A 24,468-nucleotide genomic window follows, 5' to 3' on the forward strand; every position below is an offset into this window, starting at 1 on the left:
CGAATCGTGACGGCGTCGTCGCAGGCCTCGCGGATTGCTTGCTCGAACTTATCGGGCGCCATGAAATTGTCGCCGATAACCGCGACTTCCATGACTCTGGTTTCAGGCGCCATTGATCGTCTCCCGAGCGGCCTGCATCCGGCGCCACACGCCCGGCAGGGCCGCGTACCCGTCCCGGTATACGGGGAATAAGGCCTCGTAGGCGCGCGCCCGCGCCGGTTCGGGCCACTCCACGTCATCCTTATCCCAGGACGTCTTCGGCTGCGATGCGCAGGGCGCGAACGCACGGCTTTCCGCCCCGCTTACCTGGTTCAAGCGTGATAATCGAACGATAGTCCATGCGTAACGATCAAAGTAGCACCGGCATTCGATACGGGAAGGTCCCTGCGTTGCGCGACGCATTGCCCCGTTTGTATCCCCAGGATGTCGCGCGGAACCCGAAGCGAAGCCATACCGATCCTTGCGCACGCTGTACGAACATTGAGGGCGCCAGGCTCGGGTGGCCAGTACCGGCTTCATGGTACAAGCGGTACACGGTCTCAATCAGGACGGCACGAGACGCCGTCTTGGGAAAACAGCTTTTATCCCCTTCGCCCCTTTCTTCGCCACTTTTTTGGTTCGTTCGTGGTCCGTCGTGCGCCGTCCTGTGCCGATCACGCCCGACGTAAGGTCTTCCTTCAGAGCAGGTTGTCCGGCACAGAAGGCCGCTTTGCAAAACAGGATGGAACACCGTCCGAAATGACTCTGGATCACTTTGTCATGGTTCGAATCCATGCGAAGCAGGTGGGTGACGGTGAGTGTATTACGGAAGTTTTTACGCTCTACATAGGAACGCTGCCTTCGCCACCCCTCCGCGATTTTGTTATGCCCGCGATTGCAGAAACTTCGGGGGAACGGGCGCTTCTGGACTCTGTCATGAACCAACCTGGCTTCCGGCGCCTTGGCAAATTCCCCTCGAGAAACCCCGGCCGGCGGCCGTTGTTCGGGCTACGACCGCAGGAATTAATTGCTACATATGCCGTGCACCTTGCACGATTCCCGAGGGAAAACCCCAAAGCGGCAACGAAACTTACACCGGTTTGCACGTTGGTTGAGCCGGTTCCCGTGGCGAAAGGATCGTTGATATCAGCCCGGCGCTTCCGTCCGAATGGCGGTTCACCCAGCGCCGTAGTCCACCGCCTCTCGCGTGCTTTCTAAGCCGGTCTGATATTCTGATTGATGCGGAAAAAATTATCCGGATCGTACTTTCGTTTGATTTCCGTCAGCCGAGCGTAGTTATCCCGATAGGTCGCTTGTACTCGGTCGAGTCCTTCATCCATCATGAAGTTCACGTAGGCGCCGCCCATCGTGTAGGGACGCATGGCTTCCCAATACCCCTTGGCCCACGCCGTTAGGGCTCCGGCCTTACCGGGATCCGGATCGATAGCGGCAATAACCATCGACCACGTCGCGTCTCGGAAGCTCCAGGCTGTCTCGTCCGGCCTCACGTGGTGCACCGCGCCGTCAACGGGATAGAGATGCATCAACGAGAGTTCGCTCGGCGCCTTGGCGTTCCACTCCAAATGCGTGTCGATGGCTTTGTCCGAAAGCTCTTTGACGAAATTGCCTCTCCAGTACCACTGCAGCCCCGACGGCAATAGCGGATCGAACAGGCTCTGCAGAGCCGGAAACGGCATGGGCCCCATCCAGTCAACGATCGGTGCCGGAAGCTCTCGGCGAATCGGCTTGACGGCTTCTTCGCCTTGCTCGGGGGGGCCGCTGTAGCAGGAGATCAACGCACAAATCTTCTTGCCCCAATGTTCTCTGGGAAACGGAGCCGTCGAGGGTACGGTCTTCAACCCCAGAAACGGGCATAGCTCCAAGGGCGCCTGAGGCAGAAACTCCCGGTACCACTGCATCACGCGCCGAGCGTCTTTGATTTCCCAAAAGATTGGTCCGGCGTAAACCATGCTCACGGGATGCGCTCGAAACACGAAACTCGTCACGATGCCGAAATTCCCCCCGCCGCCGCGTAAGGCCCAGAAGAGATCCTCGTTGTGCGCCGCATCGACGGTGGTAAAGCTCCCGTCCGCCAGCACGATGTCCGCCTGGATCAGGCTATCGATGGTCAGGCCGTACTTGCGGGTGAGGTAGCCGGTGCCACCGCCCAGGGTCAGACCCGCGATCCCGGTCGTCGAGACGATGCCGGCCGGTACCGCCATGCCGAACGCGTGCGAGGCGTGATCGACGTCGCCCTGCATGCTGCCGGGTCCCACCCGCACGGTGCAGTTGATCGGATCGACCCGGGCCCCTTTCATGGACGAAAGGTCGATGACGAGTCCGTCATCGCACACGGCCAGCCCGCCACCGTTATGGCCCCCGCCGCGAATGGAAACCGTGAGACCCTCCCTGCGGGCAAATTTTACTGCTGCCATCACGTCCGCCACATCCGCACATCGAATAATGACGGCGGGACGACGATCGATCATGCCATTGTACACCTTACGAGCGGCGTCGTATTCGCCGCTGGCCGGGGGGATTACGCTCCCCCGAACGTTTTTGCTTAGCTCGCTGAGCACTTCTTGTTGCATGTAGCCTTCCAGTTAGTTTTTGCGGAGTTAGAATAACCCAAGGTGCAAAACGCCCCGGCTCTGGAGTCAGACGGACCTTCAGGCGAAATGTCGGCGCCTCCACCCCTCCGCACGGCGAGGAAGGCCCTCTTCACGGCAGAGGAACAAAGACGACTAACCCTGTCCTAGAAATGCCTTTAATGGCACGGCATCGGCCGTAAAGGCAATAACACTAAAGGAGTAGATCGGCCGATCGGCCGTTGGCGGCACGCATGACGCGTGGGAGCCAACGGACGCTGCGGTTGCCCCCCACGAACGGACACGGTACGCGACGGCCCATTTCGTGCGCTCTCCCCTTGAGGGTGTCGTCCGGCGGCCCCTCCAAAGGACCATCGCAGAATCCGTTCTACACCGGTTTTGAGGTCGGTTGAGCGGCTCGTTGCGGGAGTGAGACGGCCGGAGCGGGTGGCCTTTGGCCTTGCTTGCTCCGGCCGAGCGAGCCGGTTTTAGCCCCAAAGGGCTGGCAGCACCCAGCCCACGGTTTACCCTGCCATTCAGTTAAGGGCCGGCGGGCCGGGCGTGGCCTTCGTCCCTCCGGGACGAAAGCGTCCCACCTCGCGCTTAACTAAATGGCAGTGGGGTTTACCCCGGGGGATCAATATCCATACCCACACAGGAGCTGTGCAGTGTGTTCACGAAGTAACAGCAGCCGGCTTTTATCCGTTTTTTTCCTCGGGTCGTATTGGGGCTGTCTGGCTATCAATGCCCTCTCCTGAGCAACTCTTGCAGACGGGGAAGACTAAGGTCGAGATAGGCCTGGTTACATTGGTCCAATTCGCCGAGGAGTAGCTCCGATTCCGGATACTCGCCCGTTCCCTTCTGATCTTCCTGCCATGTCTTGTTCTTGAGTCCCTGCCATAAAGACACCGCGCGATTGCGAATCTCCTCATACTCATGCTGGGCCGGTCCTTCGAACAATCTTGGGGGAGGATCACCCGGTCTCATCCCGTGCGCCAAAGCCTCCTGCAAGATGGCGTCGAGAGCCTCGGTCACTCGACCTCCAACGGGGTTGCGCCTCGCGATTGCGTCTCTGGGGTGTGCGCTCAGGACTTTGTCGCGATGCACCTCGGCCATGCGGCCAAGAAACGGATCCAGGACCTCAAGGCGCGTGCGAACCGCCAGGCGTATCCCGACGGTGAGCCGTTGCACCAGGTTTGGGTTATCCGTCAGCGGCGAACCGAACGCAGATGCGAATATCACGCGCAGTCTGCATTTCGTCCCGCTGGAGTTCTTCACATAGCTGACCACGACGGGTCGCAAAATCCGTCCGCTTTCGTGCCGGAAATACGCGGCCTCCTGGAAAAGCAAGCGCCCTTTCGCCGCCTCGCGCAGCGACTCGAACAATTTCGCGATCCAGAACTCCACTCTGTCATCGCTCCATTCCGCGTCGCAAGCGAGTTCACGCAGGAACGGCAGGAGCTGTTTCCTTCTGGGCGGCGTCGCAAATCCCAGCTGCGTGGCGGAGTCAGGGTCGATCAAAACGCTGGCGCGCGAGAAATCGATTTCGGACAGAGCACGCTCATCGTTCCAATTCGGTTCGTCGCCCGGCCCGGGCCACGACGGTTCGATCCAGATAAATGGCTTTAGTACCTTCTCCTGCACCGGGCCCGTGTTGTTGACGAGCTTCTCGATTTTCTCGATGCTTGAGGAAATTTCGTCGGCAGTGGGTTGTTGGCATCCGTGAATCGAGCAGAGAGCGTTTCGGATCCACTGTTCGAGCTGGTCGGCTGTCGCCGTGATGGTCTGCAGGTATGCCAGTGGGCTCGGGGGCGCGACATCGGCTGGATGCAGGCAAAAAACCGGACGCCCCGGCTTGTCTTTCATCTTGGCGAAAGCCCCGGCCTCATAAAAGCACCACGACCAGTCCAGCTGGGGATCGCCGTACAAGAGGATAAAACACTTGGCCTCGCGCAGGGCCAGGTCGATCTCCGCCCTCCAGTCCTCGCCCTTTTCGATGTCCTCCGCGAGAAAAACTTCGGCCCTTCCGAACACGATGCTCAGCGCGCCAGCCAGGGCTCTCGCCGCGGACGCATGTTGGCTCTTGTGGCTGAGAAATACCGTCGTCATGCTGCACCTCGATTTAACGCGTGAATGCCCGATAACCTGCATAGATTGCCGCAAATCACAACGGGCCCGGGCCACTCCGCTCCCGATATACTTTCAATGCCCTGAAGAGCCGGGCAGTTCGGTTCGGATCGCCAAAAACATACACCTGACGAGATTTGCGCCAGAACGCATTTTTCGAGTCATACCATTCAGACGGTTATCTCGGTAGAATGCCGGCTTCGGGGGATGTCGCCGCCGGAGGATGCTCCATAGCTGGCTGAATCGGTCTTAGGCCCAATGGGCCGGTTCATAGGCCCGTTGGGCCTAAATCGTTTATACGGTTTAATAGGTGTAAATATGGCAGGGCGCCCGGGAAGGAAGACGGAATTTTAGCGCATGGCAAAACCGATTCTGGATGGGGCATAATGGACAAAGCCGGGATGAGACGCCTCGGCGCAGGCTCCCCAACGGGGATCGCGGCAGTGGCATTATTACCGGCCGGCGTGGACCCCTCCATCCACTCGGATGTTTTCGCCCGTCACGAACGTGGCGCTTTGTAGGTAGAGCACCGCGTCGACGACATCCAAAACTTCACCCATCCGAGCCAGGGGATGTAGCTTCGCCAGGTCCGCATGATTGCGCCTGGCGTGCATCGGTGTGTTAACGACGGCAGGAGACACCGTGTTGAACCGGATGTTGTTCGCCGCGTATTCCAGCGCCAGCGCCTTACTCGCAGCCGGCATCGGCGATTTCGACAGCACGGCCAACAGTTCGACCGCGGCGCTGCTCGGTTGATCCACGGAAACCCCCGAGATGCTTCCCACGTGCCCGGAATTCTGCTTCTTCATCTGCGGAATCACCTGCTGCGTCATGTAGAAGAAGCTGGCGACGTTGGTATTCATCACCAGGTTGTAGTCTTCTTCGGTGTAGCCGGTGAACGCCTTCGGCATATAGATTCCAGCATTGTTGACCAGCAGGTCAATACGGCCGAAATGTTTGACGGCTGCGTCTACCACCATGATGGCGGTTACTTTCTTGCTGACGTCTCCATCCACGAGGACGAGCTCAGGCGAGGGCGTAACGTCCTTCGAGCTGCTGATCGTGCGGGAGGTGCCCACCACACGCCAGCCGCGTTCGAGCAGTGTCCGTGTGACGCCCCGGCCGATTCCGCTGGAAGCGCCGGTGACGATGGCGGCAGGTTGTTGGGTTGTATTCATCGAATGTCTTTCTGTTTGAGCTGCACGCCGTTTAGGGCGAAAGGCACGACGGCGTTTACAAAACGCGTCAACTCCCCGCCGCCAAGGATAGGGCCGACTTCAGTGAGGTATCGCCGCGCCGATTTGTCCTTGCCCGTTGTTGTTCTTCACGATTCCGGATTGCATGACGGGGGCCCGATAGCGGATGGACAAAAACCAACGCGAAGCCGGCCCGGATCAGAGTTCCTGAGCGGAATCGTTCATGCGTGATTCGGGTGAGTTCGTTATTCTGCGGTGCGGGTCATCCTCCATGCTCGTGCGTCGACAGGGAGTGGCTGAGCCAATCCTCGAAGCGCGTCGGACCGAGGCGCGGGTTGCCTCCAGGGACGAGGCTCTGATCGTTAACCTCCAGGCCGTAGTAGCGCGCATGGGCGTCCGTGATCACCTTGCGCGGGTCGCCGTTTGCGCTCAAGAAACGCGCGACGAATGCATCCATTCCGATCGGTTCGGGACCGGCCAGCTCGACCGTCGCGTTGAAGGGTTTAGCCAGGGCGACCTCCGCCAGAGCCGCCGCGACATCATCGGCCGCGATGGGCTGCATGAGCGCGGAGGGTAACCGGACCGTCGCCCCTTGGGTGGAGAATTGGGCGATGCCGTTCACGAACTCGAAGAACTGCGTGGCACGGACGATCGTGTAAGGAAGCCTCGAGGCTTTGATCAGGTTTTCCTGCGCCATTTTTGCACGGAAATAACCGCTCGCCAGCAGGCGATCGGTGCCAACCACGGACAGGGCAACGTGGTGCCCCACGCCGGCCGCGCCTTCCGCCGCAAGCAGGTTTCGGCTTGAGGTCTCAAAGAAATTCAATACGGCCGCGTCGTCCCAAGAAGGCGAGTTCGCCACGTCAACGACCGCTTGAGCGCCGGCCAGCGCATCCGCCAATCCTTCACCCGTGACGGCGTTGATGCCGGAAGAAGGGGAGGCCGCGACGACCTCCTGACCCTTTTGCCGAAGGTTGCTCACAAGCCGTTTGCCGATGAGCCCGGTGCCGCCGATCACAACTATCTTCATGTGTGTATTCCTATTGCTGGCGCTGAAAGATTTGCTTGGTTGATTTAACCCGTTACAGAAGGGCGAAACCTCTGCAGGGGGCGTCCGTCCCACTTAGGGTAACGAGCGCCTTCTGCCGGCTGTCATCGAGCGATTCCCCAGGACAAGGCGACGCCCAGGACACCGACGTTAGGAGGGTGAAGGAGATCGGACGAAAAGGTGCGTACGAATCTAACAGGCAAGCCAAGCACAGACGATGGTCTAAAGCCAGGGAAAAGTAAGGGTTGATACCAAACGGCCGCCACTTCTGATCCACGGACGGGTCTGCGCACGAAGCGTTGCCCCGCCACTCTAACGCGCGCGTCGCCCGAGCCAACTCGCCACGGCAAACCCCAGCGGGTTCAACGTAATCGAGATGAGCGCGCCGGCCACGATCAGGCTCAAGCCCTCTTTAGGCAACAGCCCGAGGGAGCGCCCGAGCTCGCCCAAGATAAAGGAAAACTCGCCGATTTGGGCCAGGCTCGCGGCGATAGTCAGCGCCGCACCTAATGGGTAGCCGAAGGCCCGCACGAGGCCAAAGGCCACCAGCGCTTTGCCCCCGATGATCACCCCGACCACCGCCAGAACCTGCCCGGGTTGCTGCAGGAGGATGCCCGGGTCGAACAACATACCCACCGCCACGAAGAAGAGCACCCCAAAGGCGTCCTGCAGCGGCTGTAAATCCCGGGCGGCCCGGTGGCTCAGGTCCGAGCTGTTGACGACCATGCCGGCGATGAAAGCCCCCAGGGCAAACGACACCCCAAACAGCTCCGCCGCGCCGTAAGCCACCCCGAGGGCGATGGCCGCCACTGCCAAGGTAAACAGTTCGCCCGAGCCGGTGCGCTCCACCCGCGAGAGCACAAAGCGCAGGATGCGCGCGCCGGCCAGCGCCATCAGCACGCCGAAAGCGGCCACTTTACCCAAGGTCACCCCGACGATGAGGGCCAGGTTCGTCTCCCCCTCCCTTGCGGCCCCTGCGGGAGCATTGCCGCCGAGGGTGCCCGCCAGGGCCGGCAGGAGCACGAGCACCAGCACCGTTATCAGGTCCTCCACGATAAGCCAGCCGACAGCAATGCGGCCGTTTTCCGAGTGGATGCTGCCGCGTGCCTCCAGCGCCCGCAGCAACACGACGGTGCTGGCCACCGAGAGCGACGCCCCGAAGACCAGGCCCGCGCCGAGGTCCCAACCCCACAGGTACGCTAAGCCCGCGCCGAGCGCCGTGGCCGCCGCGATCTGCAGCAGCGCGCCGGGCAGAGCGATGCGTCGCGTGGCGAGGAGGTCACTAAGGGAGAAGTGCATACCCACGCCGAACATGAGCAGGATCACGCCGATTTCGGCCAGTTGCGGGGCGAGGTGAACGTCAGCAACGAACCCCGGCGTGAAAGGCCCGACCGCGATTCCGGCCAACAGGTAGCCGACCAGCGGCGGCAGGTGCAGGCGCATGGCGAGCAGGCCGCCGGCCAGGGCGTAAACCAAGCCGACGGCGATGGTGGAGATCAGGGCGACGTTATGGGGCATTGGGGCGCAAGCATTACCTGGCCGGCGACCAAACCGCCAGCCAAAGCGGGAAAGCCGTCCCCCAAGGGCGAATCCCCCCGCTGGTGCCGTTTTGCCCCCCGGGCACGCAGCTTTTCCAACGTGCCGGCACGCCGGCCCTGGCGCGGAGCCGCGGCGGTTGTTTGTCGACCGGAACGCCGGTACCCTAAGGCCATGCCGATCCGACCCGATTCCCGCGACGAGCAAGCCTGGGAGATCTTCCTGACCCTGTTGACCAACCGTAAGCCCGACGAAAACCCCCTGCAACTGGCCCAGGACGCCTACCGGGCCGCGGACGCCTTCGAGCAAATTCGCCACCAGCAAGGGCCACCCGACCGTCCCGTCGAACCGCCCGCCGAAAGGCGGGGCTTCTAACCGCAGGGCGGCCGCGAACGTTTGAACGCGCACGCCGCAGCCGGGAAAATTCTTCGCGCATCACAGGCGCAACCATACCCTTGCCGTGCCCCCGTTCCCGCGGACAGCGCGTGTGATGGCCGGCCCACTGCCTGGCCGGCGAACCGGGCGGTACTCAACCCCGACCCCTTTACCGGGCCTACCCGCACCGAGCATTCGACGCATGAATCGTTGATTTACCCTGCCTTCGGGTCGTTGCTGTCTCCCATGAGCAACTCCGGCCTGACTTGTCCTCACTGCGGCCTCCCGCTCTCCGCCATCCAGGTTGCCGCCCTCGTGAACGTCTTGGGCGTCCGCACCCGGAAGCGAAGGTTGTTTGCCCCCCATCACGGGATGGAGAAGCCGCTCGCCCCGTATCCGCACTTGATGCATCCCTCCCGGCGGGTGGGATTGCCCAAGGTTTAAACGCGCGACGTTTGGCACCTACGCTGGCCGGCAGGCGCGCCGCTCACGTCCGCCCGCGGACGCGGGTGTGGCCGAAAGCGGCGACGCAATCCGGAGCCCGCCACGGATCAAGCCGGGACGTTTTGCAAACGCCCCGCCAAAACCAGCTAAGTGAATCATCAAAACTAAGGTCGCACCCCCCGCAGGCAAACGGTGTCAGACGAGTCCGGCGCGTACATCGTGGCCGGTCAGCCGTTCATTCCGAATTATGGCGAACGCTTACGGCATTTCTCGGAGGTCCGTGCACACGGAATTCCTGCCGGGTAGTTATACCCTTCAGACCATTATCCCGGTAGAATTTCGGCTCAGGGGATACCGGCGCCGGAGGATGCTCCGTCGCTGGTTGAACCGGTTCTTGGGCCCAACGGGCCGGCAGACATTAGCCCAGGTTTACCCCACGGCCATTTAGAAGGATACGAGGCCGGGTACTGCTTTCGTTCCGCAGGGGTTGCGCCCCCTCGGGAGACCTTCGGGTTTTTGGCGCCGATGCTCGCGCCGTGTTTGGCCGGCCGATCGGATCAAATGCCTACAAAAGCGGCAAATGACCTTTCGACCGCTGCCGGCTGAATTCCTCGCACGATAAAAACGATGCGTGACCGCCGGTCGTCATCCGGCCATGCGGTCAGGTGAACGGGGGGATGAACCAGGTGCTGCACTCCATGGATCGCGATCGGATACCTCGTGCCACTCAAATTGAGAATCCCTTTAACTCTCAGTACATCGCGACCGTGCCGGTTCAGCAACATGGAAAGCCAAAGACCGAAAGCAACCCAGTTTATCTGCCGGTCGAACGTCAGACAGAATGCGTTAACGTCAGCATGCTCCGCGTGACGGTGGCCCTCATGCCGTTTATCGTCGATCGGACCATTTGGGCTCTGATCGGTCCCGAAATTTCGTATCCACCGCTCCACTTCAATATCCGGACGCGGGTCGTGCAGACCTGCGGTTAGAAGGGATAAGTCGCCATTCTCTACCGCGGAGTTCATTGCTATTGGCGCGGCTGGATTGAGGACCTTCAGGCGTGATCGAAGCTTTTCGCAGGCTTCGGCAGGCACCAGATCGGATTTCGCAAGGATCAACCGATCCGCCGAGGTCACCTGCGCCGTCCACTCCGGATGCAAACCTTCCTGCAAAGAAGCATTAAAAGCGTCGATGACCGTGATGATAGGGCCGAGTCTGAAATGATGGCGCAGCATCAGATCAGCCACGATGGTTGCGAAGATCGGCGCCGGATCTGCTAGGCCGGTCGTCTCCAAAATAACCCGCCGAAAGCAAGGAATATCTCCCTTTTGCCGCCTGGAGAATAACTGAACCAAGGCCCCCTTAAGATCGCCGCGTATCGAGCAGCAAACGCAGCCGCTCTTTAGGAGGACCGCGTCCGGGGCGACCTCTTTAACTAACAAATGGTCGATTCCGATCTCACCGAATTCGTTTATCAACACTGCGGTCTCGCCGGCGAGATCGGAGACGAGGAGTTTTCGCAACAACGTCGTCTTGCCGCTCCCGAGGAAGCCGGTAATCACGTTGACGGGGATGAGGTCACTCGGTGCGGTCACGGTGGAATGGAAGTTAGCCGGGCCAATAGTTCCTCATCCAATGGATCAATAGGACGATGCGCAAGTAACTCCGCAAACCGCCAAAGCTGTCCAAGATCGGGGACCACCTCGCATCGCCCAGTCGGGCCGGTTAGAAGGTAGGATACCCCTTGAAAATCGTCCAGCCGCAATCGGAACAGGCTTAAAATCCGGTTTGCTTGAGCAATTCTCAGAAACCGTTCTTGTCTTGCCGGCAAGGTGCTGCCGATCGAACCGGACCAGTCCGATTCAGTTCCGAGCAACCCGCAAAGTCCGCACATAGATCCGTGACCGGGTGAGGCCCTCCCTTATTTGACGTGCGCCGCTCAGCGCACAGCGAATCCTTTCTCCCGGTTTACCGGGCGCGCGGGAAACGGCTCTTGAAGTCATCGGCGATCTCGTCGAAGGTCAAAAACCTTGTGCCTTCATGTTTTAGAATATGCTCCACGAGCCGCTCAAGCATAAGAAGCACTTGAGGACGGCCAGAGACATCCGGATGAATCGTTATCGCGAACACGGCGTAATCGTATTCCCGATAGACCCAGTCGAACTGATCGCGCCACATTTCCTCGAGATGCCGGGGATTCACGAAGCCATGGCTGTTCGGAGCTTTCTTTATGAACATCATCGGCGGCAAATCATCGAGGTACCAACTTGCCGGGATCTCAATTAAGTCCGTTTCCCGACCCCGGACGAGCGGTTTCATCCACTCGTTTGGATGTTTGCTATAATCGATTTTCGTCCAACTATCGCCGACCCTGATGTAGTACGGATGAAAGTCCTTGTGCATCAGGCTATGGTCGTATTTGATTCCACGCTCCACGAGCAATTCATTGGTGACAGGGCTGAATTCCCACCAGGGAGCCACATAGCCGGTGGGCCTTTTCCCTGAAAGCTTAGTCAGCAGATCAAGGCATTTATCCAGGATGGCTTCCTCTTGTTCACGGGTCATTGCGATCGGGTTTTCGTGACTGTAACCGTGAACTCCGATCTCATGCCCCGCTTCTGCAACCGCTTTCATTTCGTCCGGGAACGTTTCTGCGGAGTGTCCGGGAATGAACCAAGTGGTTCGCAAATTGTACTTCTTAAACAGGTTCAGCAATCGGGGTGAACCGACTTCGCCGGCGAACAATCCTCGCGAGATATCATCGGGGGAATCTTCTCCAGCATAAGACCCGAGCCATCCTGCCACGGCGTCAACGTCTACTCCGAATGCACACAATATTTCCTTTGGCATAAATAGGGCCTGTTTTTAGGCGCGGCTTTCGCCGGTTGGTGGTTGTACGGCGTGTGTTTAGTTGTTTAGTCGACCGAGGACAAACAGGGTGGCCTCTCACAGGCGCGGAGCGGCTGAACCCCAAACTTGTCCGGTTTCTGCTGAGTGGCGGCGGTAGCTATATCACCTGTTGAACGCATAACACTCTATGGCGCAAGCGCGGCGAACAGCTCACGCAGCTGCACGCGCGCGCCAGGATCGCTAAGGGCAACGATCAATGCGATGCGGGCCTTGGGACCTTTGAGGTCCCCTGCGAAAATGGCGCCAGCGTCCTCCAGATCGCGGCCTCCTCCCCCGCCACTTCCATAAATGGCCCGCACTCGACCGCTCGGGCAGCGTGAGGTGACAACCACAGGAACGCCTGCTGCGCACGCTCGGCTTACGCCGCGGCCGAACTCGGTGGTGGCATTGCCGCGCCCAAAGGCTTCTACCACGATGCCGTCAACGCCGTTCGCCAGCGCGGCGTCCAGGACACGAGCTTCCATTCCCAGGACCAAACGAATCAGGTCCACCCGTTTATCCAGGCGGTCGGCTGACAGCAAAGCACGAAAACGCGGCCGGCGAAAGATAACGACCAGGCCGTCGTCCACGCAACCTAATGCGCCGTGGTCGTACGACTGAAACGTCTCCAGCGCACTCGTATGAACTTTTGTTACGTCCCTGGCCGCGTGCAGCCGGCCATTGAAGCAGACCATTACTCCCAGCCCGATTGAATCAGGCGAAGCCGCTGCTCGAATCGAATCCAGGATGTTTCGCGGCCCATCGGTCTGGGGATGATCATGCGGCAACTGGGCCCCGGTAAAAATGACAGGCTTTCCAGAAGGCAGCAACAGATCTGCCAGGAAACTTGTTTCCTCCATGGTATCCGTACCCTGGGTCACGACCACCCCTCCCACTTCCGGATCGGCGAGAAGACTTGCAATATGCCTCACGACAGAATGCGCGACTTCGATGGTCATCTCGAATCCCGAGATCTTTGTGAAATTTTGAAACCTAACCCTGGGGAGATTCGTACGGTCGGGAAGCAACGCCACGATCTCCTCCAGATCCTGCGAAGCGGTTACTCGTCCCTGAGAGGGATCGAAACGGGACGAAATGGTGCCGCCCGTACCAACCACGACGATGTCTTGGCCTTCGTTCACGCCCGAAACTTTTTCGGCTTCAAACTGTCCCGGCAGATCCGCAGGTACCAACCTCGAGCCGAGGTTCTGCCGCCTTTCTTACTGCCGGGGGGCTACCCACGCAGTCGCCCCCCACATGGACTATTACGGGCGAAATGGGCTGAGTGGTTGGATTCAGCAAGCGACTATTTTCGATAATCGCCTGAGGAAACATTCTAAGCACGAACGAGAGCAGAACGATTCAGGCCGATTCTCAAATAAAACCCTCAAAGCCGCCGGGTTGCTTGGAAGCCGGGCCGCGAGGTTTTTGCCGGCCGAAATCCGGCTCCGGAACCGCTCTCGCCCTGTCGGCTCTGCAGATCCGAGATCCCGCTTTTATGGCATGACGTCGCCCGAGTTGGGACCAAGGGTTTGTCCCACGAAGAGGTTGCCTCCAGGATCACTGGCGAGCAAGATTGCTGCTGGAGCCACCTCCTCGGGCCTGCCAAAGCGTCCAAGCGGCAACTCAGCGCGCTTGGCTGCCTTCCAGCCCTCGGAAATACCCGCAACGAGCGGGGTCTCGATCGGGCCTGGGGCAATGCTGTTGACCAAAACGTTGTCTGGTGCCAACTCCAGGGCCAGGGACTTGGTCAGGCCGATTACACCCGCTTTAGACGCGCTGTAGTGGCTGAGCCCGATTCCGCCCTTAATCCCCAGCTGCGAGGAGATGTTGATGATGCGTCCCCACTTTTGATGACGCATCGACCCTACGACCTCTCGACAACAAAGGAAGACTCCGGTCAGGTCCACCCGGATCGTTTCGTTCCACATGGAAAGGGACATCTCTGCGAGCGGTGACTCCGTTAGCAATCCCGCACTGTTGATCAAAATGTCAATTGGCCCGAGACGCTCCCGGGCATCGGCAAAAGCAGCTCGAACGCTGCCTTCGTCAGCGACATCCACGCGGATGACATCATCGCCGCTGATTAGATCCAGGACCGCCACCCGGTCGCCGTTGGCCCGGAAGGCCTCGACGATGGCGCGGCCGATCCCGCTCCTGCCACCGGTGACGACGACGGAGCGTCCGTTCGGGAATTGGCGAAGCGATTCGTATGCCATGTTATTTCCGCCTCAGGCCCGCATTTTTACGGTCAGGCCACCATCGACAATCAGGGGCTGGCCAGTGATGTACCGGGCGTCTTCCGAGGTGAGGAATCCGATGACGCTGGCAACCTCCTCCGGCCGCCCGACACGCCCCCAGGGGATGTCCTTGCCGGCACGTCGCAAGCCATCCGGCCCCAGTGAATTGACCGGGTCCAGTGACTGAGGCGTCTCGATGAGACCCGGGATCACGGCGTTCACGCGGATCTCTCGCGGGGCCAGCTCAACGGCCAGGCTGCGGATCAACCCGAGCACGCCCGCTTTCGCCGCGGCGTAATGGGCGTGCTCCTCCCATCCGTAGACGCCGCCGGCGATCGAGGAAACGGCAACCATGGCACCGTCCCCGGTCATTTTTGCCGCCCCGGCGCGCAGGGTGCGCAGCACGCCGGTAAGATCGACGTCGAGCATGTCGTTCCAACGCTCGTCCGACATATCGGACAGGGCGGCATTCCGGAGAACGCCAGCGTTTGCCACCGCATAATCGAGCCGGCCATACTCCGTTATCGCCCTTTGGGCGAAGGAATCGACCGAAGGGGTGCTCCGGACATCCACCTCGTGAATGACCGCTTTGCCACTTGCCTCCGTTACCAGACGAAGGGTCTCTTCCGGGTCGTGGGGATCACCCGGGAACGTTCCGATTACGGTACGGACGCCATGCCGTGCGTAGTAGACCGCAAGCGCGCGGCCGATCCCGCTGGCAGCGCCGGTAACGATGGCTACTTTGACCTCAGGCATGGGGTTCCTCTAAGAGCGCCTCGGTGGGGATTTTGGTACCGATCATGATGATACCCGACAGCAACGTTCCCAATGCCCCTACCCACAGGGCAGCGGTTCCGGTGCCCGCGGCAGCTGCCACGGCGGTGAACAGGGCCCCTCCAAGGATGGTTCCAGGTTGGCTCATCGCGCCGATGAACGTTGTACCGGTGGCCCGGCAACTTACGGGGTAGCACTCTGCCATGAAGTATTGGATGGCGGCGTAGGGACCGACCAGGAAGAACAGCCCTGCTCCATAGGTAAGAATAATCAGCGTGGGGTGCACTGCGATAGGACTGAGCATAATGGCAAAAGATATCCCGGACAGAACCCAGCCGATGACGATCGTCGGCTTGCGGCCGATCTGGTCTCCGAGCCAGCCGTGGAAGACGTAGCCGAAATAAGCGATAAGGTTGATGACGATCAACATCCAGAAAGCAGCGGACAATTCTATGCCCTTTGCGTTCTTGAGGACCGAGCTGCCCAAGACGCTAAAGATCATAATGCCGAAAAAGTTGACGATCCAGGCCAGTGAGAACACGATTGTGTTCCGGCGAAGGTGCGGTTCCCAAATGCGCTTCAATGGCGCCGCCGAGGAATGTTCCACCCCGTAGGAAGCCGCCAGCCCGTGCGCTTCCTCCGATTTACCCTGTGTTTCCAGCTGAGTCAGCTTGTGATGGAGTTCAAACTGTGGCGTTTCCTTCAATTTCCTGGAGATCACCCAGACAATGATCGCCGCCGGTACGGCCGCCATCGCATACAGCGGGCGCCAGCCAAAAACCGGCAGACAGACAAGGGCCAGTGCACTGGCCAACAGGAACCCTAACGGCCAGCCTCCTTGAATGAAGGAGTAATGGAATCCGGGGCGTTTGCGCTTCTTTTCATCCTCGGTCACCTGGTAAACCTCGTTCATGTAGGTGGCGTTGACTGCCTGTTCGGAGAAACCCAGCCCACCAAACGAGCGGATGAGAACGAGCAATCCGTTGCTGACGAACCCCAAGCCCGCTGGGATCAGGATCGTCAGGAAAGACACGACGGCGGTGCCGCCGATTGACGTCATCATGCCTTTGCGGCGCCCCAGGCGGTCGATCACCGGACCGAGGGCAAAACATACGATGGCGGTGCCGACGGCGATCCAGGTGTTCACAGCATAGGCTTCCGGCTCCGTCCAGCGGAATTCTTTCTGCATGGCCGGCAGAATGGTACCGAAAAGGCCATAGTCAAAGACCGCCACGGTCCAGGCGAGCAAGGCCAGTATCGTGGCGATGTTGGTGTCCTTTTTGGAAAATGCGGGGAACCTGCGCTTCTCGTTTGCAGCCGGAGTTGAAAGGTCAATGCTCAGGGAGGTTTTGCTCACAGAATTCTTAATCCAGTTGATAGCCTTTGTCAGAAACAGTTAAAAAGGTGGGCTTGACGTTTCTCCCCTCCTGTTGGTTGGACCGACGAGGGCGCTTGAGCACCTTTTATACCGTCTGCCAGAACTAATTTCGAAATTGGCGGGTGACGCGGTGGTGTCATTTCCAGTTAAATCGTTCAGCAGTCGGCGGCGAGACCAGACCAAAGCGGAGGCTGCGCCGCAATCATAGGGGACGGATGCTCCAGCTGAGGTGCAGCTTCGGCAGCGCGCAGCGCCAGTCACTGTCAAAGGCCTCGATGCCGATTTGCGGTAAAACGCGGGCACCTGCGCGCTAACCCAAGAGCCCCCCGATGCTCCCGCTCTCCCGCAATAACATTCAGGCGGTCATTCCGGTAGAATGCCGGCCCGGGAGGTGCCGGCGCCGGAGGATGTTCCGTGGCCGGTTATACCATCTCGACGGCCATGGAGGTAAAATTTTGTCTTCCTACCCAGGCCCTGCCGGCGTTACACCTACTGGACCGTATACACGGGCTAGGCCAAACGAGCCGGTAGACGGTTCGATGGCCTGAAGGGCCAAAGGAACATAGCCCAGGGTTTACCCTGGGAAGGCGTTTCCCCCCCGAATTAGCCCTGAAGGGGCGGCAGAAACCGTGAGTAACGCTTTCTGCCGCCCCTTCAGGGCTCGATCGTGATTTGACGGTTTCCCAGGGTAAACCCTGGGCTATGTTCCAGCGCCCCTTCGGGGCTGAAATCCGGTCGAAATGTTACCGAGATAAATTTGCTGAAGGGGCGGCAGAACCCGCCGGCAACACTTACTCCCTGCAGGAGATGGCCCGTCCAGAGTTGTCGCGGTATTTACCCGTCCCGGACGGGACCCCGTCGGAGGCGTTACGCGCGAGGGTTGGCCCCGCCGGAACCGGCCATTCTCAGCCCGCCGGTAAGAGGCGCCTCGCCCCTCGTACACCAGGAGACATCGTTTCATTGGCACCGGCCTGAGATCGGAGACCCCGCGACAAATGTCGCGGGGTTCTCCATAAAGGCGCGAGGTCGCGACGTTCCACGCATGGCTCATTGGCTTTCTTCGAGTCGGGCCTGTTCAGGGGTGCTGACTTCAAAATCACCCCCTGTTACTTTAGTCGTTACACCGCTTCCGTGATTGAGGCCGGTGAGGTACTGAATCTCTTCTTTGGAAAACGTTTCATCGTCACCCACTTTCGAGTAAGTCACGGAAACGATTTTTCCGTTGGATTTCAGGTAGTAGACATAAACGCGCCGCTGGGGACTACCATCGGTACGAAACTCGACCTGAATTTCGCCTTTAGGCGCGCCGCTGTGGCCCATTGCGCCAATGTGTAACCGGTGGTAGTATTTCTCGCATTGTTCAATGGTCATTCCTACATGAGCGCCAGAAAAGATTGTTTTATCATCTTGAGCTTTTGCTGCCGATGCAACAGCCAAACTGGTGGCGATTAATAAGATGGGTCTCATAATCCGGCCTCGTATCGGGCGATAACGTTTCTGGTGTGCGTTCATCTCCGGATAGATCGTTTCGATCGGCAATCCTGGACGCGATCGTCGAAGCGCGCCACGCGCAGTCTGTCCGGGAAGCCCTTACGCGAGTAGAAACCCTGAAGTCGTCGAAGCTGGTCGCTGCACAGACGGCTGCCGGCGTCGATCGGCTGGGAAACATAGCGCACGAAACGCGGCCCGTTGCGAGCACGGATGATAAAGTACAGGCCGACGGCCGCGCCGAGAGATCTTGTGCCAGAACCCACCTGAGCCCTGGCCGGCACCAAAACGGTCGAGCCGAAGGGCTTTCATGCTAAAGCAGCTGCTGCAACGGACCAGGAAAGGTGCCCATCCGCTCCTGCAAATGCGCACCCAGGTCCTCGATATAGCGGCCGGAAGAGCCTTTTCGGGGGGGGGTTGTATCCGAATTTACGGCCTGCCGAGAACCGTGCCCGGATGGCGGCTTAAACACCGGTCAGTTTACGCTTTCCCTCCTGCTCCTCGCCGCCTAGATCGTGACCCTGCGACCGATCAAGACGACGTTGTCATCCGGCAGACGGAAAAAGTCGCTGACGTGTACGGAGTTCCGCTCCATTGCGATATAGAGCGCTTGCTGCAATTTGGCCAATCCCCTGGCATCATCCCTGGGGACAATCGTGCCGTGACCGACGTAGTACACAGCATCACTGAAATTCATGGAGTAGTTTTGCGCGCACATTTGTTTGAACACCGCCGGAATATCCGGCCTCTCCATGAAACCGAAGTGCGCTGTCCCGCGCCAATAATTCGGCTGCACTTCGGTGACCACGAGGCGCTCCGAATCGTTGACCCATGGCACCGCTTCGCTAACCGCGTTCAGCACCAACAAATGTTCCGCCAGTGCCCGATTATGTTTTACGTGCCAGATCATGACCGGTGGGACAACGTGCGCAGTCCGAGTGAGAAAAATTCCTGTCCCGGAAACTCGCGGAATATTTTGCGATTCGATCGAACGCATGAACTCTTCGATCGGGACCTCCTCCTCGGGGAGGCGTTGTGCGACCGTGACGGCCCCTTGGTGCCAGATGAACATGACGGAATAGACCAGTGCGGCCAGAAGCAGCGGAACGTAACCGCCCTCAGCCACCTTGGCGAGATTCGCGAGGAAGAAACCGGCATCGATGCAGAAGAATACGCCCGCGACTGCAGCAGTAGCAAACAAGCTCCAGCCCCAGATATCGCGCATCGCGATAAACAGTAGCCCGGTTGTCAATATCATCGTTGCAGATACAGCGATACCGTAAGCGGCGGCCAGATTGTCGGACTTGCCGAAAAACAGGGTCAGGCCAATCGTGACTATCATCAGCAGCCAGTTGACAGCTCCGACATAGATCTGACCGTAACCCTCTTCGGATGTTTGTACGATCTTCAAGCGCGGCAGCCAGCCGAGTTGGATAGCTTGACGGGTCATGGAGAACGCTCCGGTAATGATCGCCTGGCTGGCGATGATAGTCGCGATTGTAGCCAGGATGACGAACGGGATCAGCAAGGGTGCAGGACACAGCCGGTAAAAAATGTTGTCCGTCGTCGGCGTACCTTCAAGCACAAGAGCGGATTGTCCTGCATAGTTCAGCACCAGACTTGGCAGGACAATAAACGACCAGGTCAATCGAATCGGGCGCGGGCCGAAATGGCCCATGTCGGCGTAAAGCGCTTCGGCTCCTGTTACACATAGAAAAACGCCGCCCAGAATGAGAAAGCTCGCAAAGCCGTTTGAGAACAGGAAGCGCATCCCATAGAGGGGGTTCAAGGCCGCAAGCACGGCTGGATGACGGGCTATGCCGGCGATACCCATAACCGCAATCACCAAAAACCATACGGACATAATCGGGCCGAAGGCCTTGCCAATCCGAGCGGTGCCCTGAGGCTGAATCGCAAAAAGAGCAATGAGGATCGCCACCGCTCCCGGCAGCACGTACGGCTCGACGGCCGGCGTCGCGATTTTGAGTCCTTCAAGCGCAGAGAGCACCGAGATCGCGGGCGTGATTGCACCGTCGCCATAAATTAATGCGGCCCCAAAAAGCCCGACTGCGACGATGACGGGCCGCTGATGCTTTTTGGTACCCAGCAGCGACATCAAGGCAAGAATGCCGCCTTCCCCATCGTTGTCGATGCTCATGGCAAAGGCGACATATTTCACTGATGTGATGATGATTAACGTCCAGATGATTAGCGACAGCACACCAAGCACAACGTCGTTTGTGGGTGTGCCGGGGGCCATGCTCAAGATGGTCTTGAGTGTATAGAGCGGGCTGGTGCCGATATCGCCAAAGACAATCCCGAGCGCTGCCAGGCCCAGGGCGGCGAGGCTGGAGCTTCGGACCGGTGGCGTTGAACCGGGATGCGGATGGTTGCTTGCTTGGAGGTTCATCGTTTGGGAGCGGGCGAGATGCTAGCGGTGCGACGTCCGGATGTCGATGACGCAGATTGCCGAGCAACGCAGGGACTTCCGTGGCGCCACGACGTAACCCGACCGAATTCCCATCTTACACCCCTTCTCAGGATGGTTGAGCCGGGTTTAGCCCTCCTTAAGGCGTCACGTCCGTACGCCCACCTTGACAAACGCCCGCCCCGCCAGGTCGGATTTGCTGAAGGGGCGGCAGAACCCAGCCCCGGGTAAAACCCCACGGCCATTTAGTTAAGGATACACGGCCGGGTATTGCTTTCGTCCCGCAGGGACGGCTGAGGTTCGGCAGGGACTTCAGTCCCTGTACGGGCGTTGCCCAGGGGTTGAGGTGCCCCGCCGGCTTTACACCTATAAGACCGTATAAACGGTCTAGGCCCAACGGGCCGGGAGAACATAGCCCAGGGTTTCACCCTTGGAACACACCCCTCCCCGATCGAGCCCTGAAGGGGCGGCACAAGGCGTCGCTCCCGGGTTCTGCCGCCCCTTCAGGGCTCGATCGTGATTTGACGATTACCCAGGGTAAACCCTGGGCTATGTTCTCCCGGCCCGTTGGGCCTAAGACCAATCCAATCCGGTGCGGAGCATCCTCCGGCGGCGACGCCCCCTCCGGCCGGCATTCTACCGGGATAGCTGCCTAAATGGTCTAGGATCAGCCGTCCCTCCGGGACGAAAGCAATACCCGGCCTGCCGCCCTTAACTAAAGGGCAGTGGGGTTAACCGTGGGGAGCGACCTTATTCCTCGTCCGAGGCCTGAAGGGCCGGCAGAAGGTGTCGCTCGCATTTTCTGCCGCCCCTTCGGGGCTAAAACCGGCTCAACCATCCTGAGAAGGGGTGTAAGTGAGTCAAAAATCCTTGAAGCATTAAACTTTAAAAGCTCCTAACTTGTCACCCTTTGAAGAACTTGAGCGCCTGGCGGGTTCGGGCGAAGACATATCGGAATGCATCCTGCTGCTGATCGCCCTGGTGCGCCGGCTTGGCTTCCAAGACTCGGGCCCGTCTACAGTTTAAGTACGGTCCGACGGCCGCGCCGAGAAATCTTGTGCCAGAACCCACCTGAGCCCTAACCGGCACCAAAACGCTCGAGCCGAAGGGCTTTCATGCGCGAGGTCAACGTCGTGGGTTTCATGCCCAGTAATGCGGCCGCCCCCCGCGGACCCGCGATCTTTCCTTGGGTCCGGCGCAGGGCGGCGGCAATGCTCTCGCGTTCGCGTTCCCTGAGCTCCGCCCGTGTGAAAATGGATGCCTGGGGAGAATCGAATCGCGCCAGGCCGCCCTGCTCAGCGGAAGGCTCCAACGAACGGGTCCTCGGGCGTTCGAGGTCAAGGCTCAGCTGCCCGTTCTGCGCCAGGATGAGCGCGCGTTCCACCACGTTTTGCAACTCACGCACGTTGCCGGGCCAATCGTACGCTTGCAGTTGTTCCACTTGGCTCGTCGTGAGCGGGGGAACGTTCACTTTCAGGCGCCTCGCCGACGTTCGTAAAAAGTGCGCCGCCAGAAGGGCAATGTCTCCCCGGCGCTCCCGTAGCGGGGGCATTTCGATCGGAAACACGCTGAGCCGGTAGTATAAATCCCGGCGGAAGGTCCCGGCTTCAACCGCCTGCTTCAAATCCCGGTTGGTCGCGGCAATGATCCGGACATCGGACGTCACGGTTCGGTCATCGCCGACGCGTTCGAACTGCTGGTCCTGCAACACCCGAAGCAGTTTGGCTTGCAGGCCCAACGGCAGTTCGCCGATTTCGTCCAGAAAGAGCGTGCCGCCTTCGGCCACCTGGAACCGGCCCATGCGGTCCTTCACCGCCCCGGTAAATGCACCTCGGACGTGGCCGAAGAATTCGCTTTCAAACAGGTGCTCAGGCAGGGCGCCGCAGTTGACCTTGACGAACGGCCGCTGCCGGCGCGCGCTGCGTTCGTGCACCGCACGCGCAGCCAGTTCCTTGCCGGTGCCGGACTCGCCCGTGATGAGCACGGTGACCGCCGTGTGGGACACCAACTGAAGCTGGCTGAGCACTTTCGACAAAGCCGGGGAAGCGCCCAGGAGATCCCCGAAAGCGAACGCTTCTTTAATCTCGGTTTGCAGGTACTCGTTTTCCCGTTCGAGTTGGGCGCGCAGCCGCTCAAGTTCTTCAAAGCTGCGGGCGTTAACGATGGCCACCGCAGCATGATCGGCAAAGGTGCGAAGCCAGCGAAAATCGCTCTCGGTAAGGCGGGCCCTGCTGAAAAGGCCGAGGACGCCGAGCACGTCGTCTCGGAATTTCAGGGGATGGCCGGCAAAGCTCCGAAGCCGCTCGCGGATCACCCAGTCGGGCCGGAGTACCCAAGGCTGGCCCGCGCTCAGGTCCGGGATCAGCACCGATTCGCCCGACTGGGCAATCACACCGACCTTTCCGACGCCGAAGGGAAAGCGGCTGAAGCTCCCGTTGAGCCGCGACCAGTCTTCCCCCGCTGCCAACGGCCGTCCGGCACTGGCCGCGAGTTGAAGGCAGCCGGTTTGGCCGCGGCAATCCCGTTGAGCGCTGGCGTGCGGTTCCGCCGCACCCGGGTCGACGTACCAGAGGCGAACCAACGCCACATCGGGTGCTTCGGCGATGCCCTGAACGATGGTCCGCATCACGGACTCCAAACGGCGTTCTTGCGCCACCGCCAGGGCCACGCGCTGAAGGGCTTCAACGTTCACGGCGCAATGTGGCTCCAGGATCTCGCCGTTCAAAACGAGATTTCGAGGTTTTTACGAAGGTTCGTTACCTCCCTGGACGGGTTCAGGACGCGTAATCCGCCCTTCAAACCATCCGCTTGGAGCGGCGTGGATAATGTGGCGCGCTTCGTGCTTTAATTTAATCTGATCAGGCGCGCGCGGGGTCGCCGAGCACAAACACCAGGTCAACGAAGACCTTCCGGCCTCTATCCGGGCTTGACTCCGCATTCACGCTTAACAAACAGGATGATCGCAAAATCAGGAGGAAAAGTGGGAACAATTGTATCGGTTAAGTCTCAATAAGACGATCCTGCTTTATCAACCTGACGCGGCTTCCGCCCTTGATGGCGCGTTGCGATCGGCAGGCATCCGGCTCCTCGAAGGCGAAACCCTATGCCCGACAACTATTTCCAGACCGTGCTCACGCCCGCCGTGCAACAAGCCCAGGACAAGTACTTCGGGGAGCATCAAATCGCGGAGAATGCACCCAAGGGCGACGAGCTTACCCAGGACGAAGCGGACTTTATCGCCTCGCGCGACAGCTTCTATATCGCGACCGTCGGCGAGACCGGCTGGCCCTACATTCAACACCGCGGCGGTCCTCCGGGCTTCATAAAGGTGCTGAGCCCTCACCTTATCGGCTTCGCGGATTTCAAGGGCAACCGCCAACTGGTCAGTACCGGTAACCTCACGACGACCGATCGGGTTGCCCTCTTCCTGATGGACTACCCGAACCGCACCCGGCTCAAGCTGCTTGGCCGCACCCGCGTGCTTTACGGGCGCGAGCATCCCGAACTGGTCGATCAGCTCGCCCCCGAATCACTCCGCCGCAAGGTGGAACGGCTCTTCCTCATCCGGGTTATTGGCTACGATTGGAACTGCCCGCAATACATCACCCCGCGGTTTACCGCTTCGGAGGTGGAGAAACTGATCCTGCCGTTAAAGGCCCGCATCGCCGAGTTGGAAGCCCGGCTCGCCGCACGCGACGGCTCCCCTGACCTGGAGAAGCATCGTTGAAACGACAACGTCCGGGCCCTCCCCGCCCGGGAATTTACACCACAACGACCAATCCATCCCCACCCGTCAAGAATATGGACGCCCGCAACCTGTCCGTTCCGGGTCATTTTGCCCTGGAAACGCACGGAGAAGAAATTGCCGCCCGAATCGAGGCTTTCCTGAAGCAGCACCAACCAATGCCCTGATCTGATATTCAGTGAAGCCGGGCCGGCCCTCAAAGCCGTTCCGGCGCCTGAAAAATCCTCTACCGG

At 59.8% G+C, this 24,468-nt stretch carries 17 protein-coding genes; 2 read left to right on the forward strand and 15 right to left on the reverse strand.

The window, feature by feature from the left end:
• Positions 1-241: 241 nt before the first annotated feature.
• The 6 genes from JO015_07045 to JO015_07070 form a co-directional block, all read right to left on the reverse strand.
• Positions 242-340, reverse strand: coding sequence for a DUF433 domain-containing protein (locus JO015_07045; GenBank protein MBV9998855.1), 99 nt, complete (start codon positions 338-340; stop codon positions 242-244).
• 853 nt (positions 341-1,193) lie between these two features.
• A complete protein-coding gene (locus JO015_07050) occupies positions 1,194-2,570 on the reverse strand; it encodes an FAD-binding oxidoreductase (protein ID MBV9998856.1) in 1,377 nt (458 codons plus the stop codon).
• 738 nt (positions 2,571-3,308) lie between these two features.
• Entirely contained in the window at positions 3,309-4,676 is a 1,368-nt protein-coding gene (locus tag JO015_07055; GenBank protein ID MBV9998857.1) for a TIR domain-containing protein, read from the reverse strand.
• A 470-nt stretch (positions 4,677-5,146) separates the two neighbouring features.
• Positions 5,147-5,872, reverse strand: coding sequence for an SDR family oxidoreductase (locus JO015_07060; GenBank protein MBV9998858.1), 726 nt, complete (start codon positions 5,870-5,872; stop codon positions 5,147-5,149).
• Between the two features lie 280 nt (positions 5,873-6,152).
• Complete coding sequence (locus JO015_07065) at positions 6,153-6,920, reverse strand: SDR family oxidoreductase (GenBank protein ID MBV9998859.1); 768 nt, start codon at positions 6,918-6,920, stop codon at positions 6,153-6,155.
• 330 nt (positions 6,921-7,250) lie between these two features.
• Positions 7,251-8,456 (reverse strand): cation:proton antiporter, encoded by a 1,206-nt coding sequence (locus JO015_07070; protein MBV9998860.1) that lies wholly within the window; start codon positions 8,454-8,456, stop codon positions 7,251-7,253.
• Positions 8,457-8,648: 192 nt separating this feature from the next.
• On the opposite strand from JO015_07070, the gene JO015_07075 reads away from it, so the two are divergent.
• Positions 8,649-8,849, forward strand: a complete 201-nt coding sequence (locus tag JO015_07075) for a hypothetical protein (protein MBV9998861.1) — start codon at positions 8,649-8,651, stop codon at positions 8,847-8,849.
• Between the two features lie 1,001 nt (positions 8,850-9,850).
• Here JO015_07075 and JO015_07080 read toward each other — a convergent pair.
• From JO015_07080 to JO015_07120, 9 genes are all read right to left on the reverse strand, one after another.
• Positions 9,851-10,867 (reverse strand): GTP-binding protein, encoded by a 1,017-nt coding sequence (locus tag JO015_07080; GenBank protein ID MBV9998862.1) that lies wholly within the window; start codon positions 10,865-10,867, stop codon positions 9,851-9,853.
• Positions 10,868-11,261: 394 nt separating this feature from the next.
• Positions 11,262-12,143, reverse strand: coding sequence for a polysaccharide deacetylase (locus tag JO015_07085; protein ID MBV9998863.1), 882 nt, complete (start codon positions 12,141-12,143; stop codon positions 11,262-11,264).
• Positions 12,144-12,328: 185 nt separating this feature from the next.
• A complete protein-coding gene (locus tag JO015_07090; protein MBV9998864.1) occupies positions 12,329-13,324 on the reverse strand; it encodes an asparaginase in 996 nt (331 codons plus the stop codon).
• Positions 13,325-13,678: 354 nt separating this feature from the next.
• Positions 13,679-14,401, reverse strand: a complete 723-nt coding sequence (locus JO015_07095) for an SDR family oxidoreductase (protein MBV9998865.1) — start codon at positions 14,399-14,401, stop codon at positions 13,679-13,681.
• 12 nt (positions 14,402-14,413) lie between these two features.
• Entirely contained in the window at positions 14,414-15,178 is a 765-nt protein-coding gene (locus JO015_07100) for an SDR family oxidoreductase (GenBank protein ID MBV9998866.1), read from the reverse strand.
• Positions 15,171-16,553 carry an MFS transporter gene (locus JO015_07105; GenBank protein MBV9998867.1) on the reverse strand — a complete coding sequence of 461 codons (1,383 nt, stop codon included), beginning with the start codon at positions 16,551-16,553 and terminating at the stop codon, positions 15,171-15,173. Before JO015_07105 ends, JO015_07100 begins: the two co-directional genes overlap by 8 nt.
• A 1,068-nt stretch (positions 16,554-17,621) precedes the next feature.
• On the reverse strand, positions 17,622-18,041 hold the full coding sequence (locus JO015_07110) for a hypothetical protein (GenBank protein ID MBV9998868.1): 420 nt from the start codon (positions 18,039-18,041) through the stop codon (positions 17,622-17,624).
• 529 nt (positions 18,042-18,570) lie between these two features.
• Entirely contained in the window at positions 18,571-20,472 is a 1,902-nt protein-coding gene (locus JO015_07115) for a KUP/HAK/KT family potassium transporter (protein ID MBV9998869.1), read from the reverse strand.
• A 1,096-nt stretch (positions 20,473-21,568) separates the two neighbouring features.
• The gene (locus tag JO015_07120; GenBank protein MBV9998870.1) at positions 21,569-23,182 is read right to left on the reverse strand and encodes a sigma 54-interacting transcriptional regulator; all 1,614 of its coding nucleotides are present in this window, start codon (positions 23,180-23,182) and stop codon (positions 21,569-21,571) included.
• A 411-nt stretch (positions 23,183-23,593) separates the two neighbouring features.
• Here JO015_07120 and JO015_07125 point away from each other — a divergent pair, with 411 nt between their 5' ends.
• Entirely contained in the window at positions 23,594-24,217 is a 624-nt protein-coding gene (locus tag JO015_07125; GenBank protein MBV9998871.1) for a pyridoxamine 5'-phosphate oxidase family protein, read from the forward strand.
• Positions 24,218-24,468 lie beyond the last annotated feature (251 nt).

The sequence above is a fragment of the Verrucomicrobiota bacterium genome, assembly GCA_019247695.1.
Classification (GTDB): Bacteria; Verrucomicrobiota; Verrucomicrobiia; order Chthoniobacterales; family JAFAMB01; genus JAFBAP01.

Bases quoted from the DNA above. Each gene is read 5' to 3' on its own strand.
- JO015_07070 (MBV9998860.1), bottom strand. From the start codon at position 8,456: ATGCCCCATAACGTCGCCCTGATCTCCACCATCGCCGTCGGCTTGGTT.
- JO015_07075 (MBV9998861.1), top strand. From the start codon at position 8,649: ATGCCGATCCGACCCGATTCCCGCGACGAGCAAGCCTGGGAGATCTTC.
- JO015_07065 (MBV9998859.1), bottom strand. From the start codon at position 6,920: ATGAAGATAGTTGTGATCGGCGGCACCGGGCTCATCGGCAAACGGCTT.
- JO015_07050 (MBV9998856.1), bottom strand. From the start codon at position 2,570: ATGCAACAAGAAGTGCTCAGCGAGCTAAGCAAAAACGTTCGGGGGAGC.
- JO015_07045 (MBV9998855.1), bottom strand. From the start codon at position 340: ATGGACTATCGTTCGATTATCACGCTTGAACCAGGTAAGCGGGGCGGA.
- JO015_07110 (MBV9998868.1), bottom strand. From the start codon at position 18,041: ATGAGACCCATCTTATTAATCGCCACCAGTTTGGCTGTTGCATCGGCA.
- JO015_07085 (MBV9998863.1), bottom strand. From the start codon at position 12,143: ATGCCAAAGGAAATATTGTGTGCATTCGGAGTAGACGTTGACGCCGTG.
- JO015_07060 (MBV9998858.1), bottom strand. From the start codon at position 5,872: ATGAATACAACCCAACAACCTGCCGCCATCGTCACCGGCGCTTCCAGC.
- JO015_07100 (MBV9998866.1), bottom strand. From the start codon at position 15,178: ATGCCTGAGGTCAAAGTAGCCATCGTTACCGGCGCTGCCAGCGGGATC.
- JO015_07095 (MBV9998865.1), bottom strand. From the start codon at position 14,401: ATGGCATACGAATCGCTTCGCCAATTCCCGAACGGACGCTCCGTCGTC.
- JO015_07115 (MBV9998869.1), bottom strand. From the start codon at position 20,472: ATGAACCTCCAAGCAAGCAACCATCCGCATCCCGGTTCAACGCCACCG.
- JO015_07055 (MBV9998857.1), bottom strand. From the start codon at position 4,676: ATGACGACGGTATTTCTCAGCCACAAGAGCCAACATGCGTCCGCGGCG.
- JO015_07125 (MBV9998871.1), top strand. From the start codon at position 23,594: ATGCCCGACAACTATTTCCAGACCGTGCTCACGCCCGCCGTGCAACAA.